Source organism: Bradyrhizobium sp. C-145 (assembly GCF_023375135.1).
Lineage (GTDB): Bacteria > Pseudomonadota > Alphaproteobacteria > Rhizobiales > Xanthobacteraceae > Bradyrhizobium > Bradyrhizobium zhanjiangense.
Map to the genome: position 1 here is coordinate 773,602 of NZ_CP088150.1, position 16,942 is coordinate 790,543.

The following is a 16,942-nucleotide window of genomic DNA, read 5'->3' on the forward strand; positions in this document are numbered from 1 at the left end:
AGCCTTGGCGTAGCCGGGTCGCGGGGAATGACAGCGAGATGGGACGGTATCCAAGGACTTACATTCTCCGCATTCCGCGTTAAACAGTGCCGGCCAATAGGGGACCTCGTATGCCACTCGCCGCCACGTCGCGTCTGCTTGCAGCCTTAGCTCTCGCCATAGCTCTCTCCGCCTGCTCTGCGCGTTACCAGACGCCGGTGGCGGTGGGCGGCGACGACGACGACGCGGTCTGTCAGAGCCGCGGCTATGCGCAGGGCTCGCCGGAATACGTGGCCTGCCGCAAGGACCGCGACGTCCAGCGCAATGCGGCCACCGCGCGCGCCGACCGCCGTCAGCGCGATCTCGGCGAATACATGCTGAACCATCCGGAACGGCCGTGAACGCTGGCGCGGAATTATCATGCCGCGCCGCTTGCCCGCATTCACGTTTCCCGTGACACATCTGCCACGCCGCGACCGAATCGCAGGCGGCCTGTCCTGATTTGATCGGCGTCAAATCCTTCATCATCTCCTTTCTGCTCTGACGCTCGTATCGCGCAACGACGCGCGAGAGATGAAGGGGAATGAAGATGGACGGAACGATAAGAAACTTGTCACGGCTCGCAGCGATTGGCGCGATGCTCGCGGTGACTTCTGCCTCAGTGCAGGCCGCCGATCTGCCGGTCTACAAGAAGGCGCCGCCACAGGTAGAAAGCTTCAATCCCTGGATGGTGCGCCTGCGCGTGCTTGGCGTGTTGCCGGACGCCGGCGGCAGCACTGTCAATGTTGCGGGCGTGCCGTCGCTGTCGTCGCCGAATTCGGGCCTCTCGATCAGCGACCAGGTCGTGCCAGAGCTCGACATCAGCTATTTCTTCACCAGGAACATCGCGGCCGAGCTGATTCTCGGTGTGACCAGGCATTCGATCAGCGGCACCGGCTCGCTCGCGAACCTGCCGATCGGCAAGACCACGCTGCTGCCGCCGACGCTGACGCTGCAATATCACTTCGACAATTTCGGCGCGTTCAAGCCGTATATCGGCGCCGGTGTGAACTACACCGTGTTCTTCAACAATTCGGCCGCCAACACGCCGGCCGCGATCGTCGGGCCGCCCGCGATCGTCGCCACCACCACGAGCCTGCACGTCAGCAATGCCTGGGGTGGGGCGGTGCAGTTCGGCTTCGACTACATGCTCGACCGGCACTGGGGTCTCAACGTCGACGTGAAGAAGCTCTGGCTGCGGCCGGACTACTCGGCGACCGTCTCTGGCCTGCCCGTCACCGGCACTGCGCATATCGACCCGTGGCTGGTCGGCGCGGGCGTCACCTACAAGTTCTGACGGCGTTTCGCGGCGCCGGGTAGGGCCCCGGCGCCGCGGTGTAGTTTCCGTTTGATTGTTATGGGATCGTCATCGCCGGGGCCTGACATTGACGGTGCTTGGCATCGTCTCACCAGCGAATGCGATAAGATGAGGGGTGAGAAGCGGCTATCCCGCGTGCGCCGTCCGCGGATGCCGCTCATGCAGCAGCTTCGCCAAATCGTCGCGATCGCCAGGGCGGTCCGTCAGGGCAATCTCGAACAGGGCTTCCTGGATATCCCGGGGCATGTCGCCCCACGCTGCCAGGACAGCGCGCCCCAGCATCAACGCAAAATGGTTTTCGTCCCGCATCGCTCATCCTCCGCGCTGGAAACAATGCGACGTCAGCCGCATCGTTCCGGGAGCGGTGTCGCGAAAGTTCCCGGCCGCAAACAAAAACGCGGCGGATCGATCCGCCGCGTTCGAACCGGATGCGGTGCAGGAAGGAAGCCTACTCCTCCTCGTCCTCCTGCTTCTTGCCGCCGAGCGTCTTCAGCTTGGCGAATACGGCGTCGACATTGAGGTCGTCGCTGGACTTCTCCGCGGGCTCGTACTCGTCCTTCTTGGTGGTCTCGGAGGCCGGCAGCAGGGTGGCGCCGCCATAGGCTGCGTCGATCGGCTTTTCCTTGGCGGCGCGCTGCACCTCGAAATCGAGTTCGATCTGCGAGCAGAGGCCGAGGGTGACGGGGTCGATCGGGGTCAGGGACGATGTGTTCCAGTGGGTGCGGTCGCGCACGCTCGCGATCGTGCTCTTGGTGGTGCCGACCAGGCGCATGATCTGGGCGTCCTTCAGCTCCGGATGGTTGCGCAGCAGCCAGAGGATGGCGCTCGGGCGCTCGTGGCGGCGTGAGACCGGGGTGTAGCGCGGGCCTTTGCGCTTGGGCTGGGGCGGCAGCACCACCTTGCTCTCCTGGAGGCGAAGCCGGTAGTCCGGGTTCTTCTCGCCTTTCTCGATCTCCTCGCGGGTCAACTGACCGTTTGAGAGGGGATCCATACCCTTAATGCCCTGGGCAGCGTCGCCGTCGGCGATCGCGCGCACTTCGAGGGGATGCATTTTGGTGAAATCGGCGACCTGGTCGAAGGTCAGCGCAGTGTTGTCGAGCAGCCAGACGGCGGTCGCCTTGGGCATCAGAGGTGCGTTGCTCATGGCAAATCTCCTTTGTGCTTCGCCCACCCCTCTGGAGGCGAAACCGGTGGTCATCAGCGATGACAGGGAATTCGCGCTATATAAGCCCGGAGGGGGTAGCCACGCAATGGTTCTGCTATAGATAGTGCCTTGACAGCGCCCGAAAGGGGGCCCAATTCCTTTTAAAGTCGCTGTAAGGTCCAAGCAGCTGTTTTAAGCCCAATTCCATCCATCGACCGCCCCCGCCGGAAGGCGAAACGGGTGATTCGGTCCCGAGATCGCTCAATGTCAGCCAAACCAGACCTCAAGATCGTGCTTTGTTCTCCCCGCGGCTTCTGCGCCGGGGTGGTCCGGGCGATCGACACCGTGGAACGGGCGCTCGATAAATACGGCGCCCCCGTCTATGTTCGCCACGAGATTGTGCACAACAAGTATGTCGTCGATGGGTTGAAGAAGAAGGGCGCCATCTTCGTCGAGGAGCTCGCCGAGATCCCTGAGAACACCACCGCGCCGGTGGTGTTCTCGGCCCATGGCGTGCCGAAGTCGGTTCCGGCCGATGCCCAGTCGCGCAATTTGTTCTCGCTGGATGCGACCTGCCCGCTGGTGACCAAGGTGCACCGCGAGGCCGCGATCCACTTCAAGCGCGGTCGCGAGATCTTCCTGATCGGCCATTCGCATCATCCCGAAGTGGTCGGCACCCTCGGCCAGCTTCCGGTCGGCGCCGTGACCTTGATCGAGACCGCAGAGGACGCCAAGACCATCACGCCGAAGGACCCTGACAACCTCGCCTTCGTGACCCAGACCACACTGTCGATCGACGACACCGCGGAGATCGTGGCGCTGCTCAAGGAGCGCTTCCCGAACATCAACGGGCCGCACAAGGAAGACATCTGCTACGCCACCACCAACCGCCAGCTCGCGGTGAAGAAGGTGGCGCCGGTGGTGGACGCCCTGATCGTGGTCGGCGCGCCGAATTCGTCGAACTCGCAGCGCCTGCGCGAGGTCGCCGAGCGCGAGGGCTGCAAAATCGCGGTGCTGGCGCAGCGCGCCACCGACCTCGATTGGGACAAGTTCGGCAACATCACGAGCCTCGGCATCACTGCGGGCGCGTCGGCGCCGGAAGTGATCGTCGAGGAGATCATGGACGCGTTCGCCGAGCGCTACACGCTGCATGTGGAGACGGTCTCGGCCGCGGAAGAGAACGAGTTCTTCCCGCTGCCGCGCTCGGTGCGCCCCGAAGCCGCCGCAGAGTAAATCTGCATGGCGGTCTACACCGACGTTGCCGCCGACGAGCTTGCGGATTTCCTGAAGCAATACGATCTCGGCGAATTGCTCTCCTACAAGGGCATCGCCGAGGGCGTCGAAAACTCCAACTTCCTGCTGCATACGACGACCGGATCGTTCATCCTCACGCTCTATGAGAAACGCGTGGCGAAGAACGACCTGCCCTACTTCCTCGCGCTGATGACGCATCTCGCCGAGCACGGCGTCAATTGTCCGCTGCCGGTGAAGGGAAGAGACGGCGAGGCGTTGCGCGAGCTGTCGGGCCGCCCCGCCGCAATCATCACCTTTCTCGAAGGCGTGTGGCCGCGCAAGCCGAATGTGGCCCATTGCGCCGGCGTCGGCGAGGGGCTGGCGAAAATGCACCTGGCTGGCGCCAACTTCGCGATCAAGCGCGCCAATGCGCTCTCGGTCGCGGGCTGGCGGCCGCTGTTCGATGCGGCCGCAAGCCGTGCCGACGAGGTGCAGCCGGGCCTGCGCGCCTTTCTCGCCGCCGAGCTCGATCATCTCTCGAGCGGGGTCTGGCCGACCGACCTGCCGGAGGGCGTGATCCACGCCGACCTCTTCAACGACAACGTCTTCTTTCTCGGCGACCGGCTCTCGGGGATCATCGACTTCACCTTCGCCTGCAACGACATGCTGGCCTATGACATCGCGATCTGCCTCAACGCCTGGTGCTTCGAGCCGGATCATTCCTTCAACGTCACCAAGGCGCGCGCCTTCCTCAATGCCTATGGCCGGGTACGAAAGCTCTCCGAGGCGGAAGAGGCTGCGCTGCCGCTGCTGGCGCGCGGCGCTGCGATCCGTTTCCTGCTGACGCGGCTGGTCGACTGGCTCAACGTGCCGCCGGGCGCGCTGGTGAAGCCGAAGGATCCGCTGGAATATGTCCGCAAGCTGCGCTTCCATCAGAGCGTGACGAGCGTTCGCGACTATGGGCTGATGCCCTCAGGACTGGTGGCGTGAGCGAGCTTCCCAATGTCACGATCTATACCGACGGCGCCTGCTCGGGAAATCCCGGGCCGGGCGGCTGGGGCGCGATCCTGAAGTTCGGCGACAAGGAGAAGGAGCTGAACGGCGGCGAGCGCCACACCACCAACAACCAGATGGAGTTGATGGCGGCGATCTCCGCGCTCGAAGCGCTGAAGAAGCCGTGCACGGTCGATCTCTACACCGACAGTCAATATGTCCGTCAGGGCATCACGGGGTGGATCTTCGGTTGGAAGCGCAACGGCTGGCGCACCGCCGACAAGAAGCCGGTGAAGAATGTCGAGCTATGGCAGCGCCTGGATGCCGCGCTGAAGCAGCACGAGGTCCGCTGGCACTGGATCAAGGGCCATGCTGGGCACCCGGAGAACGAGCGCGCCGATCAGCTCGCGCGAGACGGGATCGCGATGGCGCGGTTGCAGCAGAGGGTGAGGGAGTAGACGACGCCGTCGTCTCGGACGTCGCCAAGCTCTCCGGTGTCATCGCCCGGCTTGACCGACCGGGCGATCCAGTATTCCAGATACGGCTGTGATTGAGCCGAGAAGCCTCGGCGTACTGGATCGCCCGCCTTCGCGGGCGATGACAGTTGTGCAAGTGGCGCGAGAGTGTCGTGCCTTACAGCTGCCCCAGCAGCGTATCGCCGCCGGAGACCTCGACCTTGCCGGGCATCGCCTCGAGGTTCAGCTTCTTGACCACGCCGTCCTCGACCAGCATCGAATAGCGCTTGGAGCGGATGCCGAGGCCGTTGGCGGAGGCGTCCAGCTCCATGCCGATCGCCTTGGTGAAATCGGCATTGCCGTCGGCGAGGAAGATGGCCTCGTCGCGCTGGTCGGTGTCGCGCTTCCAGGCGTTCATGACGAAGGCGTCGTTGACGGAGACGATGGCGATGGTGTCGACGCCCTTGTCCTTCATGGCGTAGGCGTTGAGGAAGATGCTCGGCAGATGCATCTTGTGGCAGGTGCCGGTATAGGCGCCGGGCACCGCGAACAGCGCCACCTTCTTGCCCTTGAAGATATCGTCGGTGGTCTTCACCTGCGGACCTTCCGCCGTCATCACGCGGAATTTCGCCTCGGGCAGCTTGTCGCCAGTCTGGATCGCCATCATCAGTCTCCCTGAATATCGATCCCGCTTTTTAGACCGTGGCGCCGGCCTGCACAATATTGCCGGCGGCGGAAGCGGCGAAGGCAGCGGCTGTTCACCGTGATGTCATCAGCCCGTAAAACCGCCGCCGTCGAGGAAGGCCTGCTCTTCCTCAGTCGTGTCACGGCCGAGCAGGCGATTGCGGTGGGGAAAGCGGCCGAACCGCTGGATGATGTTGGCGTGCTCGCGGGCATATTTCAGGTTCACGGCATTGTCGGTGTTTTGAAACAGCGCAACGCAATGCAGCTGGTCAGCCAGGTGCTCGGAATGCATGAAGGGCAGATAGAGGAATTCGAGCAGGATGGGATCGATCCTGCGATCTATGCCTCTTTCGATGGCGCGGCGGGCAACATCGCGCGCCTGCGCGTCGCTGGCAAAAGCCTCCGGCGTGTCGCGGAACATGTTGCGGGGGAACTGATCGAGCACGATGACGAGCGCGAGCGCGCCGTCGTCGCTCATCTCCCATGATGCAAGCTCGCCGGCGGCCGCCTTCTGCCACAGGGCGAGAAAGCGGCGCCTGACCTCTGCGTCGAAAGCGTCGTCGCGCTTGTACCAGCACTCGCGGCCGGCCTCGCGCCAGAAGGCGAGAATGTCCGATGGCGTGATGTCGCCGACTTCCAGCATGAATGGAAAGCGGCCTTACGCCGCCGCCGCCTTCTTCTCGTCGCGAAGCTGCCGGCGCAGGATCTTGCCGACATTGGTCTTCGGCAGGTCGTTGCGGAATTCGATGTGCTTGGGCACCTTGTAGCCGGTGAGCTGCTCCTGGCAGAACTTGATCACGGCTTCCGCCGTGAGGTTGGGGTCCTTCTTGACCACGAAGGCCTTCACCGCCTCGCCCGATTTGGAATCGGGGATGCCGATCACGGCGCATTCGAGCACGCCCGGATGGCTCGCGATCACTTCCTCGATCTCGTTGGGATAAACGTTGAAGCCCGAGACCAGGATCATGTCCTTCTTGCGGTCGACGATCTTGGTGTAGCCCTTCTCGTCCATCACGCCGATGTCGCCGGTGCGGAAATATCCGTCAGCGGTCATCACCTTCGCGGTCTCCTCCGGCCTGTTCCAGTAGCCGGACATGACCTGCGGGCCCTTGGCGCAGATCTCGCCCGCCTGGCCGAGCGGCACCTCGTTGCCGTCGTCGTCGCGGATCGAGATCCAGGTCGAAGGCACGGGGATGCCGATCGTACCCGTGAACTCCGTTGCCGTCGCGGGATTGCAGGTCAGCGTCGGCGAGGTCTCCGACAGGCCGTAACCTTCGGCGATGAAGCAGCCGGTGATCGCTTTCCATTGATCGGCCACGGAGCGCTGCACCGCCATGCCGCCGCCGTTCGAGATCTTCAGCTTGGAGAAGTCGAGCTTCTTGAAGTCGGGATGATGCATCAGGCCGTTGTAGAGCGTGTTCACGGCGGGGAAGCTGTTGACCTGGTATTTCGCCAGCTCCTTGACGAAGCCGGCGATGTCGCGCGGATTGGGGATCAAGAGATTGCAGCCGCCGGCGCGCACCGCGAGCAGGTAGCAGGCCGTCAGCGCGAAGATGTGATAGAGCGGCAGCGCACAGACGATCATGAGCTGATCGACATGCGGCGGCGCGGCGAGCGCCGGCTGGAGCCAGGCGTCGTTCTGCAAGACGTTAGCGACGATGTTGCGGTGGAGCAGGGTGGCGCCCTTGGAGACGCCGGTGGTGCCGCCGGTATATTGCAGGAAGGCGACGTCGCCCGGCGAGAGCTTTGGCTTGTTGAAGGTCATGCCGCGGCCGGCGGAGAGCGCGTCGTTGAACGGCACCGCGCCCGGCAGCGACCATGCCGGTACCATCTTCTTGACGCGACGGACGACGAGATTGACGATCACGCCCTTGAAGCCGAGCAGGTCGCCCATGCTGGCGACGATGACGTGCTTCACCGGCGTCTTCGCTATCACCTGCTCGACCGTGTGGGCGAAATTCTCCAGCACGATGATGGCCTCGGCGCCGGAATCCTTGAGCTGGTGTTCGAGCTCGCGCGGGGTATAGAGCGGATTGACGTTGACCACCGCGAAACCGGCGCGCAGCACGGCAGCGGTCGCGACCGGATATTGCAGCACGTTAGGCATCATGATGGCGACACGAGCGCCGCGCTGCAGCCCGCGGCCCTGCAAATAGGCGGCAAGCGCGACCGACATCTGGTCGAGGTCGCGATAGCTGATCGACTTGTCCATGCAAATGAACGCCTTGCGGTCGGCGAACTTGGTGAAGCTCTCCTCCAGCAGGTCGACCAGCGAGGCGTATTGCGTCGGCTCGATATCGGCGGGCACGCCGGGCGGATATTGCTTGAGCCAGATGCGCTCCATGGAAACTCCCCTCATCTAACTGAGCCCGTTGTGTCTCGGGCTTGCCTCATTGCCGCCAGTATCGAGCCTGCTGGAACGGGTGGCAAGCCGTCGAGGCTTAGGGCAAAGGTCCGGGAGTAGCTACTGGAATCATCACAGACCGCGCTGCCGCAGGTGCGAAGTGCGGGCGCGGTCCAGCCTGAGGGGCCGTTAACTGTTGTTGGCCGGCTTGGTGGCGGCGGGCTTGGTCGCGGCCTTGGGCTTGGCGGGCTTGGGAGCCTGATCGCCGGTTGCCGCCGGTTTCTCGGCGGGTTTTGCCGCCGCATCGTGCTTGGCCGCGGCATGCTTGGTCCCGGCCGGCTTGGCTGCGGTCTTGGTATCGCTCTTGGTGTCGGTCTTGGCGTCAGGCTTGGCAGCCGGCTTCGCTGCCGCCGTCTTGGATTCCTTGCCCGCGTCCTTATTCCCGTCCTTCGGCTTGTCGGCGGCGTCAGGCTTCTTGGCGACGCGCGACTTCTTGCCACGCGGCTTTGCCACCGTCTGTTGGTCGGCATCGGCCGCGACCGCCGCGATCAGGGCCGGGCCGGTGCGGGTCGGGCCGGTATAGACCAGCACGGGCTCGGCAGCGGCCGGAGCAGAGGCCATCAGCTCGGAGGCCTTCATCAGCGGCGGCTGCAGGCCGGCCGTGAAGAAGGTGACCTGGGCTTCGCCGCCGGTGGCCGAGGCCGATCCGGTCGTGCTGCCATTGGCCGCGATCAGCGCATCGTCATCGTCGCTGGCCGGACGCTTGCGGTTGGGCCCGCACATCTCGTCGCGCAAATTCGGCGGCGAGGCGTCGACCGGCACGAGATTGTCGACGGTGCCGAGCGAGGGTCGCAGCCATGTCAGATTGTCCTGGCTGAAGCCGCGCTCGAGCAGCTGCGCCGCCTTCACCGCGCGCGCGGTGCCGGAATTGGCGCCCAGCACCACCGCGATCAGCCGGCGGCCGTTGCGCGTGGCCGATGCCACGAGATTGTAGCCGGAGGCGCAGATGAAGCCGGTCTTGAAGCCGTCGGCGCCGGGATAGCGGCCGATCAGCTTGTTGAAATTGCCGGTGATGCGCTTGCCGAAGCGGATCGCCGGGATGTGCACGAAGTACTCGTATTCCGGCAGGTCGCGCAGGAACGCGCGCGCCAGGATTCCGAGATCGCGCGCGGACGTGATCTGGCCGTCGGCGGGCAGGCCGTTGGGATTGACGTAGCTCGTCTGCGTCATGCCGAGCTTCTTCGCGGTGTCGTTCATCATCGCGGAGAAGCCGTCGATCGAGCCGCCAACGCCTTCGGCAAGCACCACGGCCATGTCGTTCGCCGACTTGACCATCATCATCTTCAGCGCGTTGTCGACGGTGAGCTGCGTTCCCGGACGGAAGCCCATCTTCGATGGCGACTGCGAGGCTGCCGTCGGCGACACCGTGAGCAGCGTGTCGAGCGTGAGCCTGCCGTCCTTGACCGCCTTCAGCGTCACATAGGCGGTCATGATCTTGGTGACGGAGGCGGGGTACCAGGGAATGGTCGCGTTATCGGCCTGCAACACCTTGCCGCTGTCGGCTTCGATCAGCAGCAGCGCTTCGGCGCGCGCTGCGCCCGGCGCGAGCAATGCGGCGCATGCGAGGCCCGCAGCGAACAGGTTGAACAGCGATTTGCGAAGCAGCGGGCGAGGGGCGTGCACTATCCGATTCCGGTCCTTGGAGACCCGCCGATTCCCTGCGGTTCTCGTGATCTGATGGTCGGTTTTGAAATCCAGCGCCGCCGCTTGCGGCGTCGCAAACCTATACCGGCTGATGCGTCGAGAATAGGGGGATCGGTGCGGTATTCCGCAATGAAATAGGCCGAATTTCGACGGGCCTATGGGGACTTGCTACTGGGATTTGACCGGAGTCGCGGCAGTCTCGGCTGCCGTCACGCTGGCCCGTGCGTTTTCCTGGACCATGAACTGGGCCCTGGCGAGCTCGGCGAAATGGCCGCCTTTGGCCACGAGTTCATCGAAAGTTCCGCTTTCGGTCACCTGGCCGTTCTCGAAGACCAGGATCCGCGTGGCGTTGCGGATGGTGGAGAGGCGGTGCGCGATCACGAACGTGGTCCTGCCCTTCATCACTTCGTCGAGAGCGGCATTCACCTTGGCCTCGGTGACGGCGTCGAGCGCGCTGGTCGCCTCGTCCAGGATCAGGATCGGCGGATCCTTCAGCAGCGCGCGGGCGATCGACAGCCGCTGCCGCTCGCCGCCGGAGAGCATGCGGCCGCGTTCGCCGGCGTTGGTCTCGAAGCCCCCGCTGCGCTCGATGAACTCGAGCGCCTGCGCGCGCGCGGCCGCCTTGCGCATCTCGTCCTCGGTCGCATCCGGCTTGCCGACCTGCAGATTCTCCGCGATCGAGCGGTTGAACAGCAGCGCCTCCTGGAACACCACGCCGATGTTCCGCCGCAGCGACGTCAGCGTGATCCCACGCACGTCCATGCCGTCGATCTTGATGAAGCCGGACTGCGGGTCGAAGGCGCGGTGCAAAAGCGCGATCGCGGTCGACTTGCCGGCGCCGGTCGGACCGACCAGCGCGATGGTCTGGCCGGGCAGCGCCGTGAACGAGAGGTCCTCGACCGCAGGGCGCTTGCCGTCATAGGAGAAGGTAACGTCGTGGAACTCGACGAGGCCGGACAATCTGCCGGCATCGATCGCGTCGGGCCTGTCGTGCACCGCGGGCACGGCGTCGAGCACGTTGAAGAACTCGCGCAGCCGCGGCGCTTCCATGAACACGTTGTTGATGAAGCTCACGACCTGCTCGAGCCTCTGAATCAGCATCGTCGCGAAGCTCACGAACATCACGATCTCGCCGACGGATGTCAGCCCCTGGTCGTGCAGCGCGATACCGACGGTGAAGATCGTGAGCACGGTGATGGTGGTCGAGGCGCGCGTGATGACGGTGACGAGCGCCCACCATGACAGCACCGGCATCTGCGCGGCCAGCAGCTCGTCGGCGACTGAGCGCAGCCCTTTGACCTCGGATTCGACGCGGACGAAGCTCTGCACCAGCGCGACGTTGCCGAGCGCATCGGAGGCGCGCGCAGAGAGCTCGCTGTAGTGCTCCTCGACCTCCATCTGCATGCCGAAGGTCTTGCGCACCACGAAGGTCGTCAGCGCGGTGAAGACGATGCAGAGCACGAACAGCAGGATCGCGAGCCGCCAGTTGAGGTAGAGCGACAGCGGCAGCAGCACCACGACCGAGAGGATCGCGGCAAAATGCTCGCGGAAGAAGCCGAGCCATAGCCGCCATAGTGCGTCGGTGCCGTTGAGCATCACCTTCATCAGCCGGCCCGAATGGGTGCCGGAGTGGAAGGTCAGCGGCAGTTGCAGGATGTGCTCGAAATAATCGGTCAGCACCGCCTGGCGCTGGCGGTGCGAGAGCCGATCGGCCTGCAAGGCCACGAGCGCGCTGCATGCGATGGTGAACAGTCCGAAGGCGACCCAGGTGGCCAGGAACGGCCAGGCCGAGTTCGAGCCGGCTACGGTCTTGCCCGAGAGCACGTCGACGATCCGGCCGAACAGCACGGGCTCGGCGAATTGTGAGCCTGCCAGCAGCAGATTGGCGACCGCGAGCAGCCAGCCCAGCCGCGCCTCCTTGCCGAGCAGTTCGAGAACGCGGGTGTAGAGACGGAGGATGGACATGCGGGCGAGGAACTCGGCGACGACGGAGCCTGTATTCTAAGCAGGGATCGTACGCGAGATACAGCGGAAGCTTTCGGTTTTGTTCAGTTGATCAGCCGCCCCGCCAGCGGCGGCAGGAATTGGTCGTCGAAGATCTCGATCGCCGTCGGTCGTTTGCGGAATTTGAAGTCCTGCGCGACCTGGCCGATCGAGCGATCGAGCCGCGCCGGGTCGATGCCGCCGAGGCCGTTGCGCCTGACCTCGTCGGTCAGGATGTTGTCGGCGAGGGCGGTGCGCAGGCGCTCCAGCTCCAGGTTGCGGTCGCCGTCCTCGATGCGGCTCGCGGCCTCCTCCGCCGCGCGCCCCGGCTCCATGACGGTCGCGTTGATGCCCGCGATCAAGGCGCGGACGAAGCCCTTGACGGCGTCTGGCTTTGCTGCGGCGAAAGCGGGATTGACCACCACGGCAAAGCCGTAGGCTTCGCAGCCGTAATCCGCATAGCGCAGGACGACGAGATCGGCTTCGGGCACGCCGCGGTCGCGCAGGTTCACCGCCGACAGATAGCTGAAGCCGGCGACTGCATCGACCTGGCCCGCGGAGAGGATCGGCTCGCGCACCGCCGCGCTGATCTTGTGAAATTTGACGTGCGCTGCATTGATGCCGTTCTGCTGTGCCAGTGCCGGCCACAGCCGCATCGACAGGTCGCTGTCGGCAACGCCGACGGTCTTGCCGTCGAGATCGGACAGAAGGTGGATGCCGCGGCTCCTGCGCGCGACGATCGCGTAGGGTGCGCGGTTGAACAGCACGAACACTGCCTTGACCGGCGCGGCCTGCTCCTTGTCGCGAAAGCGGATCAATTCGTTGATGTCGACCAGCGCGAGCTCGCTGTCGCCCTTGGCGACACGCGCGAGCGCTTCCGACGATCCGGCTGCGGTGTTGAAGGACACGCTGAGATGCTCGGCGCCGAACCTGCCGTCCTTTGCGGCCAGGAAGAACGGCGCCATGCTCGCATCCAATGGCCGGTCGAAGGTGAAGTGAATCGCAACGGATGGGGCGGCGGTCTCGGCCATGCTGACATCGCGTGCAATCAGTGCCGCAAGCGAGATCACGAGAGCCAGCAGACAACGAAGGACGATCGTCTTGAATTCCGACATCGGGTGCGCCGGTCCCGCATTGTTATGGTTTCGTGACGCTCGCAGCGCCGGCTGGCGGTCAGTCTGTCCGCGCCAACATGAACGGCGGATGAGCGGAGGTTGCGTCACGATTACGCAACCCCATTCAGCTTGTGTTGGGGTTGGGGAACCCAACATGGGATGCGGGTGTTTGAGAGACACGAGCCTGTCTATAGACACCATTCGAGGTCCCAAGGAGGGTCCACATGTTTGACAGTTTTTCGAAATTTGCCGGCCGCAAGGCCGTTCTTGCCACCGCCGCGGTGCTGGCACTGACCGCAATTGCCCCGACCGCGTCATACGCCGGCGGCCGCCACTGGCATGGCGGTGGAGGCGGCGCGGCCGCAGCTGCGGCTTTCGCAGCCATCGGCACGGGCCTCGCCATCGCCGCAAGCCGTGACGCCTACGCCTATGACTACGGTCCGGGCTACGGCTATTATGGCGGACCTGCCTATTACAGCGGTCCTGCTTACGGGCCCTATTATGGTCCGGGCCCGAATTACCAGTATCAGCGCTATGGCGGTACGGCTCCGTCCGAGTACTGCGGCCAGGGCTACTACACCAACTGCTACTAGCTCCGGCTACCAAAGGTTGACTACAACGGGCCGTCGCGCTTGCCGCGCCGGCCTGTTTTTCGCTTTTATTGTCGCGCGTTAACGCGCTCGCCATGGGTTTAGAGTAGTTTTGGATACCATGAGTGATTCGCTTGAGCGGCTATATCTGGCTGTGCTCGCGGCCAGAGATCTTGATCCGGCAACATCGCGCACAGCCCGGCTGTTTCAGCGCGGGCCTTCCAAAATGGCGAAGAAACTGGCCGAAGAGGCCATCGAAGTCGTGATCGACGCGGTCAACGGCGATAGCGAGGCCGTGATCCGGGAGAGCGCCGACCTGCTCTACAATCTCACCGTGCTGTGGGCCTCGGCCGGGGTCCGTCCCGAGGACGTCTGGCGGGAGATGACGCGGCGTGAAGATTTGCTCGGCATCGCCGAGAAGCTGCCGAAATCGCGGATGAAGCTGCCCAAGGTCGCGTCACCGCGAATTGCCTCAAGGCGGCCAATTGTCGCGCTCGAGGGCCGTGCCACGCGCAAGCGCCACTAGAAACGTCATAATTCGCCTCAATCTCGGCATGGACAAATCCGTCCCATGGTGCTTCATCGCGGCGCCATGCTGAAACGTATTTACGACTGGTGCATCGACGCCGCCCACAAGCCCTACGCGCTCTGGATCATGGGAGCCGTGGCCTTCGCAGAAAGCTCGTTCTTTCCGGTGCCGCCGGACGTGATGCTGATCCCGATGTCGCTGGCGCGCCCGCAGCGCGCCTGGGTCTATGCGGCGATCTGCACCGTGACCTCGGTGGTCGGCGGCATGGTTGGCTACGCCATCGGAGCGCTGCTGTTCGATTCGGTCGGCCAGTGGCTGATCCAGGTCTACGGCCTCGGCGACAAGGTCGATGCCTTCCGCGCCTCCTATGCGGAATGGGGTGCGATCATCATCCTGCTGAAGGGGCTGACGCCGATCCCCTACAAGCTCGTCACCATCACCTCAGGCTTTGCCGGCTACAATATTCTTCTGTTCATCCTGTGCTCGATCGTTGCGCGGGGCGGACGCTTCTTCGTCGTCGCGATCCTGCTCAACCGCTATGGCGACTGGATCCGGGTCAGGATCGAGAAGCATCTCGGCCTCTGGGTGGCGATCGGCGCCGCCGTGCTGGTGCTCGGCTTCGTGGTGGCGATCAAGCTGATCTAGCGTTTGCGCGAGGACCATGCTCGCTCAATAACCTCGCGGCGCTTTGCCGCCGCGCCGGCATCGGCTACGCTTGCCGTCATGATGGTTCGATCCGGCAAACCGGCCATGCGGTTCGGGACGCTGATGTCAGCAGTGCTGCTCCTGGTTTTCGCCGGCAGGACGGCATGGCCGCAAGCCGCGCCGCCCGTGCTCGGCCTCCAGGAGCAGGGGACGCAGGCCGCGCCGCCGCCGCCGACACCCGCTCCTTCCGCGCCGCCGGCGCGCGAGGAAAATCCCGGGCTGATCAACGAAATGGGCAAGCTGTTCGACAAGCTGCCCTCGATCCTGCCGGCGATCAAAAGCCCGAGCGAGACCATGAACGATTTGTCGCGGCTGGCGAAGCCGTCCACCATGGTCTCGGGGCGCGTGGCCTGTCCGGCCTCCGCGAACGGCGCGCCCGACTGCAAGCAGGCCGCCGACCAGCTCTGCCAGACCAAGGGCTATCGCGAAGGCAAGAGCCTGAACGCCGACTCCGCCGAGAAATGCTCGGCCAAGGTCCTGATACCGGGCCGGCAACGCAAGCCGGACGATTGCCGCACCGACACTTTCGTGACCAGCGCGCTGTGCCAGAACTGACGTGATGGCCTGCGCGCATGCAACAAGGAGCGCCCATGAGTCGTACGGAGCAGGACTTCCTCGGACAGCGTGAGATCGCCGACGACATCTATTACGGCGTCCAGACCATCCGCGGGAAGGAGAACTTCCACATCACCGGCATTCCGATGAGCCAGGAGCCTTACTTCGTGAAGGCGCTTGGTTACGTGAAGAAAGCGGCCGCCATGGCCAACCGCGATCTCGGCGCGATCGACGCCAAGGTCGCGGACGCGATCATTCTGGGCTGTGACCGCGTCATTGCCGGCGACATGATGGATCAGTTCGTCACCGACTTCATTCAGGGCGGTGCCGGCACATCGACCAACATGAACGCCAACGAGGTGATCGCCAACCTCGCGCTGGAATCGCTCGGCTTTGCGAAGGGCAATTACCAGCACGTCAGCCCCAACGATCACGTCAATTACGGCCAGTCCACCAACGACACCTATCCGACCGCCTTTCGCCTGGCGCTGATCCTGCGGCTCGAGAGCTACATGACGGCGCTGCGCCAGCTCCAGGAAGCTTTCTTCGCCAAGGGCCGCGAGTTCGACCGTGTGCTGAAAATGGGCCGCACGCATCTTCAGGACGCGGTGCCGATGTCGCTCGGCGCGGAATTCCGGGGATGGGGCACCACGATCGGCGAGGAGGTGGATCGCATCTCGGAGGCCCGTGCGCTGCTGCGCGAGATCAATCTCGGCGCTACCGCGATCGGCACCTCCGTGACCGCGGCCGTCGGCTATCCCAAGCTCGCGGTCCGGCATCTGAGCGCGCTGACCGGCGTCGAGTTCGTTCTCGCCGGCGATCTCGTCGAGGCGACCTCCGACACCGGTGCCTATGTGCAGCTCTCGGGCATCCTCAAGCGCACCGCCAGCAAGTTGACGAAGATCTGTAACGACATCCGCCTGCTCGCCTCCGGCCCGCGTGCCGGCTTCAACGAGATCAACTTGCCGCAGCTTCAGCCGGGCTCCTCGATCATGCCCGGCAAGGTGAATCCCGTCATTCCTGAGGTGGTGAACCAGACCAGTTTCCTCGTCATCGGTCTCGACACCACGGTGACGCTGGCCGCCAGCGCCGGCCAGCTCCAGCTCAACGTGATGGAGCCGGTGATCTCGTTCGCGCTGTTCTTCTCGATCCGCACCATGGAGCGCGCGGTCAACAGCCTGCGCGAGCATTGCGTCGTCGGCATCACCGCCAACGAGGAGCACACCCGCAACATGGTGCTGAACTCGCTCGGGATCGTCACGGTGCTGAAGCCGCTGCTCGGCTACAAGCAATGCGCCGAGATCGCGCGCGAGGGCTACAAAAGCGGCAAGTCGCTGCACCAGATCGTGGTGGTCGAGCGCAAGCTGCTGACGCAGGAGAAGTGGGACGAGATGTTCTCGTTCGAGCGGCTGATCAACCCGGATTTGATCGGGTGAAGTCATCGCGTCGACTTCCGGTGCGCATGGGAGATCGATGCTTTTTCTGCACGTCATTGCGAGGAGCCCTTGCGACGAAGCAATCCAGAATCCTTCCGCGGAGAGAGTCTGGATTGCTTCGCTGCGCTCGCAATGA

Annotated in this window: 18 protein-coding genes; 10 read left to right on the forward strand and 8 right to left on the reverse strand. The window is 64.2% G+C overall.

Going from position 1 to position 16,942, the window contains the following annotated elements:
• Positions 1-110 precede the first annotated feature (110 nt).
• Both LRP30_RS03575 and LRP30_RS03580 read left to right on the forward strand, forming a co-directional pair.
• Positions 111-380, forward strand: coding sequence for a hypothetical protein (locus LRP30_RS03575; protein ID WP_128931151.1), 270 nt, complete (start codon positions 111-113; stop codon positions 378-380).
• A gap of 188 nt (positions 381-568) precedes the next feature.
• On the forward strand, positions 569-1,315 hold the full coding sequence (locus tag LRP30_RS03580) for an OmpW family outer membrane protein (RefSeq protein WP_249759387.1): 747 nt from the start codon (positions 569-571) through the stop codon (positions 1,313-1,315).
• A gap of 147 nt (positions 1,316-1,462) precedes the next feature.
• Here the strand turns inward: LRP30_RS03580 and LRP30_RS03585 are convergent, their stop codons facing one another.
• Both LRP30_RS03585 and LRP30_RS03590 read right to left on the reverse strand, forming a co-directional pair.
• On the reverse strand, positions 1,463-1,645 hold the full coding sequence (locus tag LRP30_RS03585) for a hypothetical protein (protein ID WP_091895111.1): 183 nt from the start codon (positions 1,643-1,645) through the stop codon (positions 1,463-1,465).
• Between the two features lie 139 nt (positions 1,646-1,784).
• Positions 1,785-2,480, reverse strand: coding sequence for a cell cycle transcriptional regulator TrcR (locus LRP30_RS03590; RefSeq protein ID WP_164935139.1), 696 nt, complete (start codon positions 2,478-2,480; stop codon positions 1,785-1,787).
• A gap of 264 nt (positions 2,481-2,744) precedes the next feature.
• On the opposite strand from LRP30_RS03590, the gene ispH reads away from it, so the two are divergent.
• Genes ispH through rnhA form a run of 3 tightly spaced genes read left to right on the forward strand, consistent with a single transcriptional unit; the run spans position 2,745 to position 5,164 of the window.
• Entirely contained in the window at positions 2,745-3,713 is a 969-nt protein-coding gene (ispH, locus tag LRP30_RS03595) for a 4-hydroxy-3-methylbut-2-enyl diphosphate reductase (protein WP_249759388.1), read from the forward strand.
• A 6-nt stretch (positions 3,714-3,719) separates the two neighbouring features.
• Entirely contained in the window at positions 3,720-4,703 is a 984-nt protein-coding gene (locus LRP30_RS03600; RefSeq protein ID WP_249759389.1) for a homoserine kinase, read from the forward strand.
• Positions 4,700-5,164, forward strand: coding sequence for a ribonuclease HI (gene rnhA, locus LRP30_RS03605; RefSeq protein WP_128931154.1), 465 nt, complete (start codon positions 4,700-4,702; stop codon positions 5,162-5,164). The genes LRP30_RS03600 and rnhA overlap by 4 nt, the downstream gene beginning before the upstream one ends.
• A gap of 175 nt (positions 5,165-5,339) precedes the next feature.
• Here the strand turns inward: rnhA and LRP30_RS03610 are convergent, their stop codons facing one another.
• The 6 genes from LRP30_RS03610 to LRP30_RS03635 form a co-directional block, all read right to left on the reverse strand.
• Positions 5,340-5,825, reverse strand: a complete 486-nt coding sequence (locus tag LRP30_RS03610) for a peroxiredoxin (protein WP_091895200.1) — start codon at positions 5,823-5,825, stop codon at positions 5,340-5,342.
• A 108-nt stretch (positions 5,826-5,933) separates the two neighbouring features.
• On the reverse strand, positions 5,934-6,488 hold the full coding sequence (locus LRP30_RS03615; RefSeq protein WP_249759390.1) for a DUF924 family protein: 555 nt from the start codon (positions 6,486-6,488) through the stop codon (positions 5,934-5,936).
• Positions 6,489-6,503: 15 nt separating this feature from the next.
• Positions 6,504-8,189 (reverse strand): long-chain fatty acid--CoA ligase, encoded by a 1,686-nt coding sequence (locus tag LRP30_RS03620; RefSeq protein WP_128931156.1) that lies wholly within the window; start codon positions 8,187-8,189, stop codon positions 6,504-6,506.
• Positions 8,190-8,378: 189 nt separating this feature from the next.
• A complete protein-coding gene (locus LRP30_RS03625; RefSeq protein ID WP_249759391.1) occupies positions 8,379-9,872 on the reverse strand; it encodes a D-alanyl-D-alanine carboxypeptidase family protein in 1,494 nt (497 codons plus the stop codon).
• 189 nt (positions 9,873-10,061) lie between these two features.
• On the reverse strand, positions 10,062-11,858 hold the full coding sequence (locus tag LRP30_RS03630) for a glucan ABC transporter ATP-binding protein/ permease (protein WP_249759392.1): 1,797 nt from the start codon (positions 11,856-11,858) through the stop codon (positions 10,062-10,064).
• A gap of 83 nt (positions 11,859-11,941) precedes the next feature.
• The gene (locus LRP30_RS03635; protein ID WP_249759393.1) at positions 11,942-12,991 is read right to left on the reverse strand and encodes an ABC transporter substrate-binding protein; all 1,050 of its coding nucleotides are present in this window, start codon (positions 12,989-12,991) and stop codon (positions 11,942-11,944) included.
• Between the two features lie 224 nt (positions 12,992-13,215).
• On the opposite strand from LRP30_RS03635, the gene LRP30_RS03640 reads away from it, so the two are divergent.
• The 5 genes from LRP30_RS03640 to LRP30_RS03660 all read left to right on the forward strand — a co-directional run bounded on the left by LRP30_RS03640 (position 13,216) and on the right by LRP30_RS03660 (position 16,806).
• The gene (locus LRP30_RS03640) at positions 13,216-13,584 is read left to right on the forward strand and encodes a hypothetical protein (RefSeq protein WP_128931160.1); all 369 of its coding nucleotides are present in this window, start codon (positions 13,216-13,218) and stop codon (positions 13,582-13,584) included.
• 118 nt (positions 13,585-13,702) lie between these two features.
• Complete coding sequence (gene hisE, locus LRP30_RS03645) at positions 13,703-14,107, forward strand: phosphoribosyl-ATP diphosphatase (RefSeq protein ID WP_249759394.1); 405 nt, start codon at positions 13,703-13,705, stop codon at positions 14,105-14,107.
• Positions 14,108-14,152: 45 nt separating this feature from the next.
• Positions 14,153-14,755, forward strand: coding sequence for a YqaA family protein (locus tag LRP30_RS03650; RefSeq protein WP_176945964.1), 603 nt, complete (start codon positions 14,153-14,155; stop codon positions 14,753-14,755).
• A gap of 78 nt (positions 14,756-14,833) precedes the next feature.
• The gene (locus tag LRP30_RS03655; protein ID WP_128942334.1) at positions 14,834-15,370 is read left to right on the forward strand and encodes a hypothetical protein; all 537 of its coding nucleotides are present in this window, start codon (positions 14,834-14,836) and stop codon (positions 15,368-15,370) included.
• Positions 15,371-15,405: 35 nt separating this feature from the next.
• Complete coding sequence (locus LRP30_RS03660) at positions 15,406-16,806, forward strand: aspartate ammonia-lyase (RefSeq protein ID WP_249759395.1); 1,401 nt, start codon at positions 15,406-15,408, stop codon at positions 16,804-16,806.
• Positions 16,807-16,942: the final 136 nt, after the last annotated feature.

Excerpts from the sequence above, each read along its gene's own strand:
- LRP30_RS03575 (WP_128931151.1), top strand. The coding sequence starts at position 111 with ATGCCACTCGCCGCCACGTCGCGTCTGCTTGCAGCCTTAGCTCTCGCC.
- LRP30_RS03580 (WP_249759387.1), top strand. The coding sequence starts at position 569 with ATGGACGGAACGATAAGAAACTTGTCACGGCTCGCAGCGATTGGCGCG.
- LRP30_RS03585 (WP_091895111.1), bottom strand. The coding sequence starts at position 1,645 with ATGCGGGACGAAAACCATTTTGCGTTGATGCTGGGGCGCGCTGTCCTG.
- LRP30_RS03590 (WP_164935139.1), bottom strand. The coding sequence starts at position 2,480 with ATGAGCAACGCACCTCTGATGCCCAAGGCGACCGCCGTCTGGCTGCTC.
- ispH (WP_249759388.1), top strand. The coding sequence starts at position 2,745 with ATGTCAGCCAAACCAGACCTCAAGATCGTGCTTTGTTCTCCCCGCGGC.
- LRP30_RS03600 (WP_249759389.1), top strand. The coding sequence starts at position 3,720 with ATGGCGGTCTACACCGACGTTGCCGCCGACGAGCTTGCGGATTTCCTG.
- LRP30_RS03610 (WP_091895200.1), bottom strand. The coding sequence starts at position 5,825 with ATGGCGATCCAGACTGGCGACAAGCTGCCCGAGGCGAAATTCCGCGTG.
- LRP30_RS03615 (WP_249759390.1), bottom strand. The coding sequence starts at position 6,488 with ATGCTGGAAGTCGGCGACATCACGCCATCGGACATTCTCGCCTTCTGG.
- LRP30_RS03620 (WP_128931156.1), bottom strand. The coding sequence starts at position 8,189 with ATGGAGCGCATCTGGCTCAAGCAATATCCGCCCGGCGTGCCCGCCGAT.
- LRP30_RS03630 (WP_249759392.1), bottom strand. The coding sequence starts at position 11,858 with ATGTCCATCCTCCGTCTCTACACCCGCGTTCTCGAACTGCTCGGCAAG.
- LRP30_RS03635 (WP_249759393.1), bottom strand. The coding sequence starts at position 12,991 with ATGTCGGAATTCAAGACGATCGTCCTTCGTTGTCTGCTGGCTCTCGTG.
- LRP30_RS03640 (WP_128931160.1), top strand. The coding sequence starts at position 13,216 with ATGTTTGACAGTTTTTCGAAATTTGCCGGCCGCAAGGCCGTTCTTGCC.
- hisE (WP_249759394.1), top strand. The coding sequence starts at position 13,703 with ATGAGTGATTCGCTTGAGCGGCTATATCTGGCTGTGCTCGCGGCCAGA.
- LRP30_RS03650 (WP_176945964.1), top strand. The coding sequence starts at position 14,153 with ATGGTGCTTCATCGCGGCGCCATGCTGAAACGTATTTACGACTGGTGC.
- LRP30_RS03655 (WP_128942334.1), top strand. The coding sequence starts at position 14,834 with ATGATGGTTCGATCCGGCAAACCGGCCATGCGGTTCGGGACGCTGATG.
- LRP30_RS03660 (WP_249759395.1), top strand. The coding sequence starts at position 15,406 with ATGAGTCGTACGGAGCAGGACTTCCTCGGACAGCGTGAGATCGCCGAC.